The sequence below is a fragment of the Pseudoxanthomonas sp. F37 genome (assembly GCF_022965755.1).
GTDB lineage: Bacteria > Pseudomonadota > Gammaproteobacteria > Xanthomonadales > Xanthomonadaceae > Pseudoxanthomonas_A.
This window is the reverse complement of record NZ_CP095187.1, coordinates 1,921,003-1,933,715: the sequence shown is the minus strand read 5'-3', so window position 1 is coordinate 1,933,715 and position 12,713 is coordinate 1,921,003. Positions and strand designations below refer to the sequence as shown.

General features: G+C 69.1%; 12 protein-coding genes. 2 read left to right on the top strand and 10 right to left on the bottom strand.

Annotation, left to right across the window (positions count from 1 at the left end; all coding sequences use genetic code 11):
* Positions 1–58: 58 nt before the first annotated feature.
* On the bottom strand, positions 59–916 hold the full coding sequence (folD, locus tag MUU77_RS08950) for a bifunctional methylenetetrahydrofolate dehydrogenase/methenyltetrahydrofolate cyclohydrolase FolD (protein ID WP_245093948.1): 858 nt from the start codon (positions 914–916) through the stop codon (positions 59–61).
* A gap of 70 nt (positions 917–986) precedes the next feature.
* Here folD and MUU77_RS08945 point away from each other — a divergent pair, with 70 nt between their 5' ends.
* Together MUU77_RS08945 and MUU77_RS08940 are read left to right on the top strand one after the other, a co-directional pair.
* A complete protein-coding gene (locus MUU77_RS08945; protein WP_245093946.1) occupies positions 987–1,283 on the top strand; it encodes a DUF1244 domain-containing protein in 297 nt (98 codons plus the stop codon).
* Positions 1,276–2,067: an alpha/beta fold hydrolase gene (locus MUU77_RS08940; protein ID WP_245093944.1), complete on the top strand. Its 792-nt coding sequence runs from the start codon at positions 1,276–1,278 to the stop codon at positions 2,065–2,067. Before MUU77_RS08945 ends, MUU77_RS08940 begins: the two co-directional genes overlap by 8 nt.
* A 9-nt stretch (positions 2,068–2,076) precedes the next feature.
* Here the strand turns inward: MUU77_RS08940 and MUU77_RS08935 are convergent, their stop codons facing one another.
* The 9 genes from MUU77_RS08935 to rlmN all read right to left on the bottom strand — a co-directional run bounded on the left by MUU77_RS08935 (position 2,077) and on the right by rlmN (position 12,645).
* Positions 2,077–3,915 carry a monovalent cation:proton antiporter-2 (CPA2) family protein gene (locus MUU77_RS08935; RefSeq protein WP_245093942.1) on the bottom strand — a complete coding sequence of 613 codons (1,839 nt, stop codon included), beginning with the start codon at positions 3,913–3,915 and terminating at the stop codon, positions 2,077–2,079.
* Between the two features lie 113 nt (positions 3,916–4,028).
* Positions 4,029–5,165, bottom strand: coding sequence for a molybdopterin-synthase adenylyltransferase MoeB (gene moeB, locus MUU77_RS08930; RefSeq protein ID WP_245093940.1), 1,137 nt, complete (start codon positions 5,163–5,165; stop codon positions 4,029–4,031).
* A gap of 61 nt (positions 5,166–5,226) precedes the next feature.
* Complete coding sequence (glp, locus tag MUU77_RS08925; protein ID WP_245093938.1) at positions 5,227–6,444, bottom strand: gephyrin-like molybdotransferase Glp; 1,218 nt, start codon at positions 6,442–6,444, stop codon at positions 5,227–5,229.
* Complete coding sequence (gene der / locus MUU77_RS08920) at positions 6,441–7,838, bottom strand: ribosome biogenesis GTPase Der (protein WP_245093928.1); 1,398 nt, start codon at positions 7,836–7,838, stop codon at positions 6,441–6,443. The genes glp and der overlap by 4 nt, the downstream gene beginning before the upstream one ends.
* A gap of 183 nt (positions 7,839–8,021) precedes the next feature.
* A complete protein-coding gene (bamB, locus tag MUU77_RS08915) occupies positions 8,022–9,206 on the bottom strand; it encodes an outer membrane protein assembly factor BamB (protein ID WP_245093926.1) in 1,185 nt (394 codons plus the stop codon).
* Complete coding sequence (locus MUU77_RS08910) at positions 9,203–9,838, bottom strand: tetratricopeptide repeat protein (RefSeq protein ID WP_245093924.1); 636 nt, start codon at positions 9,836–9,838, stop codon at positions 9,203–9,205. The genes bamB and MUU77_RS08910 overlap by 4 nt, the downstream gene beginning before the upstream one ends.
* Positions 9,839–9,897: 59 nt before the next feature.
* Positions 9,898–10,692 carry a helix-turn-helix domain-containing protein gene (locus MUU77_RS08905; RefSeq protein WP_245093922.1) on the bottom strand — a complete coding sequence of 265 codons (795 nt, stop codon included), beginning with the start codon at positions 10,690–10,692 and terminating at the stop codon, positions 9,898–9,900.
* Positions 10,693–10,712: 20 nt separating this feature from the next.
* Positions 10,713–11,504: a type IV pilus biogenesis/stability protein PilW gene (gene pilW, locus MUU77_RS08900; protein ID WP_245093920.1), complete on the bottom strand. Its 792-nt coding sequence runs from the start codon at positions 11,502–11,504 to the stop codon at positions 10,713–10,715.
* 13 nt (positions 11,505–11,517) lie between these two features.
* On the bottom strand, positions 11,518–12,645 hold the full coding sequence (gene rlmN / locus MUU77_RS08895; RefSeq protein ID WP_245094360.1) for a 23S rRNA (adenine(2503)-C(2))-methyltransferase RlmN: 1,128 nt from the start codon (positions 12,643–12,645) through the stop codon (positions 11,518–11,520).
* Positions 12,646–12,713: the final 68 nt, after the last annotated feature.

The window sequence follows — 12,713 nt, the reverse complement described above, 5'->3', positions numbered from 1 at the left end:
AGCGCCCGGACAGCCGCATCGCGGCCGGCGTCGCTCCCACCACGCCCCCGGACGCGCTTCAAAGGCCCGCTTCGGCCGCTTCCAGGGTGTTCTGCATCAGCGTGGCGACGGTCATCGGACCTACGCCGCCCGGGACCGGGGTGATCCAGCTGGCCCGCTCCGCCGCCGCATCGAAACCGACGTCGCCCACCAGGCGGCCGTCGTCCAGCCGGTTGATGCCGACATCGATCACCACCGCGCCCGGTTTGACCCATTCGCCGGGAATCAGGCCCGGTTTGCCCGCCGCGACCACCAGGATGTCGGCATCGCCGACGCGGGCCTGCAGCACCTCGCGGGGGGTGAACTTGTGGCAGCTGGTCACGGTGCACCCGGCGATCAGCAGTTCCAGCGCCATCGGGCGGCCCACATGGTTGCTGACGCCCACGATGGTGGCGTTGCGGCCGCGGACCGGCTGGTCGGTATAGCCCAGCAGCGTGGTGATACCGCGCGGCGTGCAGGGACGCAGGCCGAACTGGCGCAGGGCCAGGTGGCCGACGTTGGCCGGATGGAACCCGTCCACGTCCTTGCGCGGGTCGATGCGCTCGATCAGGCGGCTGGCGTCGGGAATGCCCGGCAGCGGCAGCTGGATGAGGATGCCGTGGATCTTCGGATCGGCATTCAGCTGGTCGATCAGGGCCAGCAGCTGCGCCTCGGATGTGCCGGCGGGCAGGTCGTGGTCGAAGGCCTCGATGCCGACCTTCTCCGCGGCCCGGCGCTTGTTGCGCACGTAGACGGCCGAGGCCGGGTCGCCGCCCACCAGCACCACCGCCAGCCCGGGCCGCGCCATGCCCGCCGCCACCCGCGCGTCCACCCGGACCTTCAGTTCGTCCAGCAGGTTCTCGGCGATGCGGCGGCCGTCCAGGATTCGGGCAGTCATGGGGAAGCGCGGTGTAGAGTCGGCGCCTATTGTCCCCGATTCCCCCACCCCAACGCGACCCGCCAGCCCCATGACCGACACCGACGCCCTGGAAGCCGCCGCCTTCCGCCGCCTGCTCAAGCATCTCAACCAGGAGCGCACCGATGTGCAGAACATCGACCTGATGATCCTGGCCGGCTTCTGCCGCAACTGCCTGGCCGACTGGTACCTCCAGGCCGCCCACGAAGCCGGCATGCCGATGGACAAGGAACAGGCGCGCGAACGCATCTACGGCATGCCCTTCGCCGAGTGGAAGACGCGCCACCAGCGCGAAGCCAGCCCGGAACAGCTGGCCGCGTTCAAGGCGGCACAGGAGCGGCATGGCTAGGCCTCAGCGGATGCTGGCGTGGATGGCCGGCGCCGCCTTCGCCGCCTATGTCGCCCTGTGCGCGCTGCTGTACCTGCAGCAGCGCCGATTGATCTACTACCCGCAATTCACCCGGGTGGACGCCGCGCAGACGGACTTCGCCCTGGCGCGGCAGGAGGTGGTCCTGCGCGGCTGGGTCGTCAATCCCGGCCGCCGGGACGCCGTGCTGTACTTCGGCGGCAATGCCGAGTCGGTCGAGGAAAGCCGGGAGTCGTTCATGCGCGCCCTGCCCTCGCACACGGTGTATCTGGTCGCGTACCGCGGTTATGGGGCCAGCGATGGCGAACCGACCGAGGCCGACCTGCTGGCCGACGCCCTGGCCCTGCACGACGACATCGCCAAACTGCATCCCGGCGGCCGGATCGCCGTGGTCGGTCGCAGCCTGGGCAGTGGCGTGGCGACCTGGGTCGCTGCCCAACGCAAGGTGTCCGCCCTGGTGCTGGTGACCCCGTTCGACAGCCTGGCGGCGGTCGCCCAGGCGCATTACCCGGTCTTCCCGGTCCGGCTGCTGCTTCATGACCGGTACGACTCGGCCGCACGCCTGCCGCGTCATCAGGGGAGGCTGCTGGTCCTGCGCGCGGGCCAGGACCGTGTGGTGCCGCCCGTGCACACCGACCGGCTGCTCCAGGCGCTCGGGCGGCCGGCGCAGGTGATGGATTTCCCCACGGCCGGCCATGACGACCTGTCGCTCGACCCCGCCTACTGGTCGGCCATCGGCGATTTCCTGGCGACCGGCGCCGACTGAGCGCGCCGGCTATTCCTCTTCTTCGCCGATGATCCCGGCGGCTTCCTCGTTGAGCGCCTTCGCTTCGCGCTTGGGCTTGGTGAACGGCGTGGGCGTGGGCTTGGCGTGTTTCGCGTTGCCGTACAGCGCCGGGATGCCGGAACGCAGGTCGCCGCCGGCGATCTCCAGTTCCAGCCGTTCGGCATCGCGTCGGCGGATTTCCAGGGCGATGGTCTCCGCATCCTCGCGCGAAGCGCCCACGCTCATCAATGCCGCCTTGCCGAACTCCACCGCGGACTCGAACGTCTCGCGGATCTGATAGTCGACGCCGGCGCCGATCAGCGCGAGCGAATGCTCGCGGTCGAAGGAGCGCACCAGCACCTGCGCCTGCGGGAACTCGTGCCTGACCAGTTCGACGATGCGGTTGGCCGCGTCCTTGTCGTCGATGCAGATCGCGATGGACTGGGCGGTCTGCGCACCGCAGGCCCGCAGTACGTCCAGCCGGGTGCCGTCGCCGTAGTAGATCTTGAAACCGAACTCTTCCGCGCTGCGGATCATCTCGATGTCGGTGTCGATGATGGTCACGTCCACGTCGCGGGCCAGCAGCGACTGGCTCATCACCTGGCCGAAGCGGCCGAAGCCGATGATCAGTACGCTGCCGCTGAGTCCATTGGCCTCCTCGATGCCCTCCATCGACGGTGCATCCGGGTGGGTGAAGCGGCGCAGCAGCAGCACGAACAGCGGCGTCAGCGCCATCGACAGCACCACGATGGCGGTGAGGTTGGCATTGACGGTGGCGTCGATGATGCCGGCCGCCGCGGCTGCCGCGAACAGCACGAAGGCGAACTCGCCGCCCTGCGCCATCAGCACCGCACGGTCCAGCGCTTCGGCATGCGGGCTGCGCGTCACCCGCGCCACCGCGTAGATGCACGCCGCCTTGACCACCATCATCGCCAGCACGGCGCCGACGATCAGCGGCCAGTTGCTGGCCACCACGCCCAGGTCCAGCGCCATGCCCACGCCGAGGAAGAACAGGCCCAGCAGGATGCCGCGGAACGGTTCGATGTCGGCTTCGATCTGGTGGCGGAAGGTCGATTCCGACAACAGCACGCCCGCCAGGAACGCGCCCATCGCCATCGACAACCCACCCAGCTGCATCAGCAGCGCGGCACCCAGCACGACCAGCAATGCCGCCGCCGTCATGACTTCCCGCGCCTTCGCCGCCGCCAGCACCCGGAACAGGGGGTTGAGCAGCCAGATACCCGCGGCCACCAGGCCGGCCAGCGAAGCCACCCCGACGCCGATCGCCAGCCAGCGCGAGCCTTCCTCGGGCTGCACCACCTGCGGCGACATGAACGCCACCAGCACCAGCAACGGCACGATCAACAGGTCTTCGAACAGCAGGATCGAGACCACCTTCTGCCCGTGCGGCAGGGCCACGTCGCCGCGCTCGGCCAGCAGCTGCATTACCACGGCCGTGGAGGTCAGCACGAAACCCATGCCCCCGATGAAGGAAACGGCCAGGGGATAGCCGAAGGCCAGGCCCACGCCGGTCAGCAACACCGTGCACACCGTGATCTGCAGCGCACCCAGGCCGAAGATCTGCCTGCGCAGGCTCCACAGGTGGCTGGGCCGCATCTCCAGGCCGATGACGAACAGGAACATCACCACGCCCAGCTCGGCAACGTGCAGGATGGACTGCGGGTCGTTGAACCATTCCAGTCCGAACGGACCGATCGCCAGGCCGGCCGCCAGATAGCCCAGCACCGAACCCAGACCCAGGCGCCGGAAGATCGGCACCGTCACCACCGCCGCGCCCAGCAGGGCGACGACGCTCACCAGCTGGCTGGCACCGGATTCTGCACTCATGCCGCGAGTCTACCGGATGTCGCCGGACGCGATTGTCTCAGCCGTGCTGCGTTGACGAGGCGCGATGTCGGCTTCGACGATCGCGGGCAACCACGCAGCACGCGCGGGACCGGCTATCCGGCGCGACAGAACGCGGCGTAGTCGATGTAGCCGGGGAAAGGCCGGCCGACTGCGCATACCGGGCAGTCCGGATCATGGCGCAGGCGGGTCTCGCGGAAGCGCATGGACAGCGCATCGAACTGCAGCAGCCGCCCCGCCAACGATTCACCGATGCCGAGCAGCAGCTTGACGACCTCGGTGGCCTGCAGCAGGCCGATCACGCCCGGCAGCACGCCCAGCACGCCGGCTTCGGCACAGTTCGGCGCGAACTCCGGCGGCGGCGGCTCCGGGAACAGGCAGCGATAGCAGGGCAGTCCACCGCGGTGACGACCCGCATCGAAGACGCTCACCTGCCCTTCGAACCGCTGTACCGCGCCATACACCAACGGGATGCCCAGCTTCACGCAGGCATCGTTGAGCAGGTAGCGGACCGGGAAGTTGTCCGCCCCGTCCAGCACCACGTCCACGCCCTCCAGCAGGGACTCGATGTTGTCGGAGGTCACGCGCGCCTGCACTGCCTCCACCCGCGTCCGCGGATTGAGGGCCCCGAGCGTGGCCTGTGCCGAGGCCACCTTGGGTTGGCCGATGCGCGCTTCGGTGTGCAGGATCTGCCGCTGCAGGTTGCTGCGATCCACCACGTCGTCATCGGCGATGCGCAGATGGCCCACCCCGGCGGCGGCCAGGTAGAACGCCGCCGGCGATCCCAGACCGCCCGCACCGATCATCAGTACCCGCGCACCCTCCAGTCGCCGTTGCCCTTCCACGCCGACTTCCGCAAGCAGCAGATGTCGCGAGTAACGCTCGTTGAAATCCATGCTGTCGGCGGGCAGTTCCAGGCGCACGGTCGGCCGCCCTTCCTCCTGCCAGCGCCGCGTGCCGCCGGCCACGGACGCCAACCGCGTGTAACCGGCCGCTTCGAGCGCACGCGCCGCCTCCATCGAACGCCCGCCCATCTGGCAGATCAGCACGATGGGCGTCGCACGGTCGGCAACATGGCGTTCCGGTTCGGCCAGCAACTGCGCCTTGGCGATGCCGCGCGCACCGGCCGCCTGCCCACCGGCACGTTCGTGATCCTCACGCACGTCGATGAAGACCGCACCTTCGGCCAGCCACAGGGCGACCTCGTCAGGGGAAATGTCTCGGATCGTCATGCAGGGATTATCACGCACGGGACGCACGATGGCGGCACACCGCCTGGAACGCGGTGTCGCCTCAGTACGGGATGACGTCGACGACGTCGCCTTCGGCATAGTCGTGCGCGCCTTCGGGCAGCACGATCAGCGCATTGCTGTCGGCCGCGGCACGCAAGTGGTGGGAGGCATCGGCGGCATTGGGCAGCACGCGCAGGCCACCGTGGCCATCGGGCATCAGCTGGCCACGCAGGAACTCGAGCCGCGCATGTCCCTTGCGCCAGCCGGCGCCAAGACGCGCCTGCCAGGCGGGTCGCGGGTCGTCGCGCCCCTGCAGACCATCCAGCAGCACGCGCCCGAGCGTGAGGAACGTGGCCAGGGTCGACACCGGGTTGCCTGGCAGGCAGAGGAACAGCGCCCGATCCCACTGGCCGAACAGCACCGGCATGCCCGGTTTCATGCGCACCTTCCAGAATGCGATGCGGCCGTGGGCGCCAAGCAGGCCGGGGAGATGGTCCTTCTGCCCCGCCGACACGCCGCCGCTGGTGATGACCACATCGAATGCCGAAGCGGCGTCGGCCAGCATGGCCTGCATGCGCTCGGGTTCGTCGGGCAGCGTGGGCCACGCGGTGGGCTCCAGGCCCTCGGCGCGCAGCAGGCCCATCAGCAGGTCGCGATTGCTGTTGTAGACCTGCCCGGGCAGCAGCGGCATGCCCGGTTCCACCAGTTCGTCGCCGGTGGTGAACACCGCGACCGTAGGACGCCGCGCTACCGGCAGCGTCGCCAGGCCCAGGGCCGCGACCAGTCCGATCCGCGCGGGGGTCAGCACCTGGCCCTTGCGCATCACCTCGGTGCCGGCCGCCACGTCCTCGCCGATGCGACGCACGTCCGCGCCGGGCTGCAGGCCTGCCGGCACTTCGATGCCGCCATCGTCCTCGCGGATGTCTTCACGGATGGCGACCGTGTCGGTGCCCTCGGGCAAGGGCGCGCCCGTGGTGATGCGGACGCATTCGCCGGGACCCACGCGCAGCCCCTGGGCCACGCCCGCGTACTGCTGGCCCACCAGCCGCAGGCGTGTCGGGCCCTCGGCCGCCAGGCTGGCATGTGCGAACGCGACGCCGTCCATCCGGCTGTTGTCGAACGACGGCAGATCGATGGCGGCATGCAGCGCCTGCGCCAGCACGCGGCCGCCGGCGCGGTTGAATGCGAGGGTCTCGGCACCCAGACCACGCGACCACGCCGCATCCCGGATCAGCGCGATGGCGTGGTCGAGGGCGATGCGGGTGGGGTATGCGCTCACTTGCGCTTGACGTGCCGGATCAGGCGGCGCTTCTTGGCGATCTGCTTCTCGGTCAGCACGTTCTTCTTGCCTTCGTAGGGGTTGGCGCCTTCGCGGAAGATGAAGCGTACCGGCGTGCCGACCAGCTTGAAGCGCTTGCGGAAGAAGTTCTCCAGGTAGCGCTTGTACGATTCCGGCAGCACCTTCAGGCGGGTGCCGTGCACGATGAAGGTCGGCGGATTGGCGCCGCCCGGATGCACGTAACGCAGCTTGGAGACGTGGCCGCGGATGCTCGGCGGCGGGTTGGTTTCGTACGCGATCTCCAGCGCCTTGTTGACTTCGCTGGTGCCGAACTCCCTGGTCGCCGAGGCGTGCGCGCGATGGATCGCCTTGAACAGTTCGCGCAGCCCGGAGCCATGCAGCGCGGAAATGCGCACCGCTTCGGCCCACTCGACGAATCCGAGCTTGCGCGCGAGCAGGGCTTCGGCCTGCTCGCGCTGGTAGGCGGTCAGGCCGTCCCACTTGTTGATCGCCACCACCAGCGCACGGCCGGCGTCCAGCACGGCACCCAGCACGCTCGCATCCTGGTCGGTGACGCCTTCGGTGGCATCCAGCAGCAGCACGGCGACCTGGCACTGCTCGATGGCCTGCAGCGTCTTGACCACGCTGAACTTCTCGACCGCTTCTTCCACCTTGCCCTTGCGGCGCAGGCCGGCGGTGTCGATCAGGCGGTACTGGCGGCCATCGCGTTCCATGTCCACCGCGATGGAATCGCGCGTGGTGCCCGGCACTTCGGAGGCGATCATGCGTTCTTCGCCGAGCAGGCGGTTCACCAGCGTGGACTTGCCCACGTTGGGACGGCCGACGAAGGCGACGCGCATGCGGGCGGGATCCTCGTCCAGTGCCTCGCTCGCGCCCTCTTCCGGCAGGCGCGCGTGCACGTCGGACAACAGGTCGTCGATGCCCTGGCGATGCGAGGCCGAGATGGTGGTGACGTCCGCGAACCCGTAGCGGGCGAAGTCCGCGAGCGCGGTGGATTCGTTGATGCCGTCGATCTTGTTGATCACCAGCAGGGTCGGCCGTGCCGTCTTGCGCAGCCACGCAAGGATCTCATCGTCCAGCGCGGAGGGCCCTTCGCGCCCGTCCACGATGAACAGCACCAGGTCCGCCTCTTCCGCGGCCGCGCGTGCCTGGCGCGCGGTGGCCCCTGCCAGACCCTCCTCCTCGCCGGCGATGCCGCCCGTATCGACCACCAGGAAGGGGGCATCGGCATCCAGGCGGCAGACGCCGTAGTTGCGGTCGCGGGTGACGCCGGGCTGGTCGTGCACCAGGGCATCACGACTGCGGGTCAGCGCATTGAACAGGGTGGACTTGCCGACGTTGGGGCGGCCCACCAGGGCGACGAGGGGCAACATGCAGGGGGCAACCGAAGGATGGGAAGGTCGCCGGATGCGCGCCGCTGCGCACGTGGCAGGGCCGCTCCGGTCTCTGAACGGGCCGCCATGGTATCGGAATACGCCCCCGTCCGCGAAAAAGGGCCGCATGGCGGCCCTTCCGGAATGCAGGCGCGGGAGCGGCAGGCCGCTCCCGCCACGGACTCACTTGAAGCCGAATGCGGTCAGCCCGCCTTCCACGTCCTGCACCACCAGGATGCCGTCGGCCACGACCGGCTTGCCGCGCACGGCCTTGCCACCGATGCGCGCGCGCCCCACCACCTCGCCGTTGTCCGTCTTCATCCAGTGCAGGTAGCCGTCGTAGTCGCCCACCACCGCATAGTCGCCATGCACGGTAGGCGCGGTCAGCGAGCGGCGCGCGAGCGTCGTGTTGGACCACAGCGCGCCGCCGCTGTACTTGTCCAGCGCCCACACGGTACCCGCCGGGTCCGACACCAGCACCGCGCCACTGGTCACCGCCAGGCCGCCCGCGCCGCCGTTGTCGCGCGTCCACAGGGGACGCCCGGACGGGCCTTCGATGGCCACGGTCTCCTTCTTGAAGCTGGTGGCGTACACCGTCGTGCTTTCCAGTACCGGCGCGCCATCGACATCGGCCATGCGCTCCAGTTCGCTGCGGCCTTCCGGGCTGCCGACCGTCTGTGTCCACACCTCGCGACCGTCGTTGGCGGACAGCGCGGTCAGGGTCCCGTCGTCGCTGCCGACGAACAGCACGCCCGGACCGATCACCACCGGCGCATTGCCGCGCACGGTCAGGCTGGGCAGTTCGTTGGTCCAGAACCAGCGGCGCTCGCCGGTGTCGTTGCTGAACGCGGTGACGCGGCCATCGTTGCTGCGCACGAAGACGTTCTGGGGGCCCACCGCCGGCGCGGCGATGACCTCGTTGGGTACCTTGGCCTGCCATTTCTCCGTGCCGGTGGCCGCATCCAGGGCCACCACGTGGCCATCCAGCGTGCCCACCACCACCAGGCCCTGGCCTGCGCCGGGGCCACCGGAGAAGCGCAGGTCGGACTTGTACTGCCAGACCTGCTTGCCCGTCTGCAGGTCGAAGGCGCGCACCCCGCCCTCGACCGCCGCCGCGTAGACGCGGCCGCCATCGATGACGGGCGCCTGCTGCAGGCCCAGCCGACCCTCGCCCTCGCCGGCGTTGGCGCTCCACAGTTTCGCCACCGACACCGTCGGCGTGATGTCGACCAGTTCGGCGGGTTCGCTCGGCTTCTCATCCGCCTTCTTTCCGCCGAACCAGCCCTTGATCGTGCTGCAGCCGCCCAGGGCGCCCACCAGCAAGGCCGCCATCAGCACACGCGATGCCACAGGATGCGCGCGCGTCATGCCGCACCCCCGGTCTTGGGCGGCGTGCCACCGGCATGGATGAGTTTCAGTTCGACCAGCCGGCGCTGCGGGGACACCGCATCCAGCGTGGTGAGCGCACGCGTGTAGGCCTCCTGGGCCTCTTTCGCCTTGCCCGTGGCAAGCAGCGCGTCGCCGCGCACCTCAAGGCTGGACGCATCGTCGGCCGCGTCGAGCAGTTTCAGGGCTTCGTCGTGCTTGCCGGCATCGATCAGCAGGCGCGCCACGCGCAGATTGACCAGCGGACGCATCGTCTCGTCCGGCGTCAGGCCACGCAACGTGGCGATGGCGGCGTCGCGCTCGCCCGCCTGCACCTGCGCCTTGGCCAGCTGCAGGCCGGCGGTATCCGCATACAGCGTGTCGTTCTTCGACAGCGCATCCACGGCGGCCTTCGCCTGCTTCAGGTCGCCCTTGGCCAGACCCTCGACGGCCGCCTGGTATTCCTGGTAGGCCTGTTCCTTCTTGCCGGCCTGGTCCTTCTGCAACCACTGCCAGCCGAGGATCACCGCCAGACCCAGGGCCACGCCGCCCAGCAGGCCGGCACCGTTGTTCCTCAGCCAGCTGCGGACACGTTCGCTTTGTTCGTGCTCGTCGAGCAGATCGTCAATCGCCATGCGCTCTCTTGCCCCGTCTCGGCAGGGTCTTGGTCTAGGTGGACAGACCCGCGCGCGGGTCAGTCACCGACCGGCGCTAGGGAACCCTCAGAGGATACCGTAAAGCGCGCAACGTTCGCGCGCTGGTACGGCGCCAGGTCCACCGTACTACCCGATTGCTGAACCTCGACCGCCGTCGCATCGCCCAGTTTGATGCGGCCGACTTCGCCGGCCGCATAGCGGCGCTCGTCGCCCGCGCGCAACAGCGCATGCTCGACCTTGCGGCCGTCGGGCCCATCGACCTCCACCCAGCTGTCGCCCTTGAACGACAACGACAGCCAGGGCGCCGTCGCCCGCGGCACCGGCGCCATCGATGCCACGTAAGGCGCTGCAGGCGTGCGGCCGGAGGGACGCGCCGCAGGCGCACCGCCGCTTGCGGGCACCGACGCATCGGGCAGCACATCGAGCGAGGCCGTGGCAGCCTCGGGGCTCGGGTCGGCCGTGGAGCGCAACGCCATCCATACCGGCGTGGCGATCACCAGCGTCAGCACCACGTAGACCGCGCGGCGCTTGAAGCTCTCGAAGACGTACTGCAGCCGCGGCGTATGACTATGGCTGACCAGCACGGCAGGAGGCGCCACGACCGCCTCCGATTGCGCAAGGAACGGCTCCACGTCCAGCTTGAGCAGGCGCCCATAGCTGCGCAGTTGTCCGCGGACGAACACGGCGCCGCCGGACTGGTCCCACTGCCCGGCCTCGAGCGCCTGCAGCACCCTGACCGGCATCTTCAGCCGCTGGCTGACGTCCTGCAACGACAGGCCGGACTGCTCACGCGCCGACCGCAGCGCCTCACCGCACCCCTGCGGCGGCGACATGCCCCCACCTACCGAATCCATCATGACCCTGCATTTCCCCCGTTTGTGACGTCCCGCGCGTCAGGGAACTCCGCCCGAATGCGCTGAACATATCGACTGGCAGCGGCCTTGTCGCCGAGTCTTTCCTCGATTTGTGATGCGAGTTTCAACACCGCAAGCGACGCCGGCGCCGATGCCAGCCTCCGCTCGATGAAGGCGCGCGCCGGCAGGTACTGCTGCCGGCGGAACTCCAGTTCGGCCATCGCGCCCAATGCGGTGGCATTGGACGGGTCGCGCGACAACGCTTGCCGCAGGTCGCGCTCGGCCCGCTCCTCCTGGCCCGTGGCCAGGGCGCAGTTGCCGGCGTTGGCCTGCGCCACTTCCGGCGTGCCGTAGCCAGGTGCCCGTATCGCCCGGTCGAACCAGACCAGCGACTCGGCCGGAAAGCCGTTGGCGCACAGCCAGGTGCCGTAGTTGTTCTGCATCGCGCCCTGATCCGGTGCCAGCTCCGCCGCCCGACGGTAGTGCTGCCCGGCCTGCTCGGCCTGTCCCCGGCGATCGGCGAGGACGGCCAGCAGGGTCAGCGCGTCCGCGGAATCCGGTGCCAGCTTCAGGGCGGCGCGGGCCTCCTTCTCCGCCGTATCCAGATCGCCCGCCTGCAGGCGCTGTACCGAGCGCGACACCATCATCTGCACGGATTGGCGCCGCTTCACCTCGGGGCTGTCCTTGACGGAATAGTCCTGCGCGATCTGCTCGCCGTCCTTGCGCTCCATCTTGGGGCGGACGAAGGTCAAACGGCTGCAGGCGGTGGCCAGCAGGAGGGGGATGAGCAACAGGCAGAGCGCCTTATGCCGCATCGTCGATGCCCTGTTCCTGCAACTGCCGGCGGAACTCGGCCTGGCGGCGGGTGCGGTCCATCACCTGCCCCTTCAACTGCCCGCAGGCGGCATCGATGTCGTCGCCCCGGGTGCGCCGGACCATCGTCAGCACCTGCGCATCGAGCAGCAGCTTCTGGAAGGCGCGGATGTCTTCTTCCGGCGCCCGCTCGTAGCGCGTGCCGGGGAATGGATTGAACGGGATCAGATTGACCTTGCCGGCGTCCTTGAGCTGCGCGGCGTTGCTGAACTTGCGCATCAGCTGCGCCAGCTGGCGCGCGTGCTCCGGCTGATCGTTGACGCCCTTCATCAGCGTGTATTCGAAGGTCACCGAATCGCGCTTCTTGTTCGCACGCAGGTAGCGCACGCACGAGGCCATCAGCTCGGCGATGGGGTACTTCCTGTTGAGCGGCACCAGCTGTTCGCGCAGCGCATCGTTGGGCGCGTGCAGCGAGACGGCCAGCGACACGTCGGTCTCGGTGGACAGGCGATCGATCATCGGCACCAGGCCGGAGGTCGACAGCGTCACGCGCTTGCTGGCCAGGCCGTAGCCCAGATCGTCGCGCATGATGTTCATCGCGCGCACGACGTTGTCGAAATTCAGCAGCGGCTCGCCCATGCCCATCATCACCACGTTGGTGAGGCGACGGTTCTGCGCGGGCACGTTGCCCAGGTGGCGCGCGGTCACCCAGACCTGGCCGATGATCTCGGCGGTGGTCAGGTTGCGGTTGAAGCCCTGCGTCGCGGTGGAGCAGAACGTGCAGTTCAGCCCGCACCCGACCTGCGAGGACACGCACAGCGTGCCCCGGCTACGGTCGGGGATGTAGACGGTTTCGACGGCGTTCTTGCCATCCACGCCCATGCCGAGCAGCCACTTGTGGGTGCCGTCGGCGGAGGGCTTGTCGAACACCACCTGCGGCACGACGATCTCCGCATGCTCCTGCAGCTTGGCGCGCAGGGTCTTGCCCAGATCGGTCATCTGGTCGAAGTCGGTGACGTAGCGGTGATGGATCCACTTCATCACCTGGTGCGCGCGGAACTTCTGTTCGCCCAGCGTGCCGACGAAGAACCGCTCCAGCCCTTCGCGGTCCAGGTCCATCAGGTTCTGCTTCGCAGACACGGGCGCACCGAGGGCCACGGACGGAGCGTCCGTGGCCAGCTTCAACT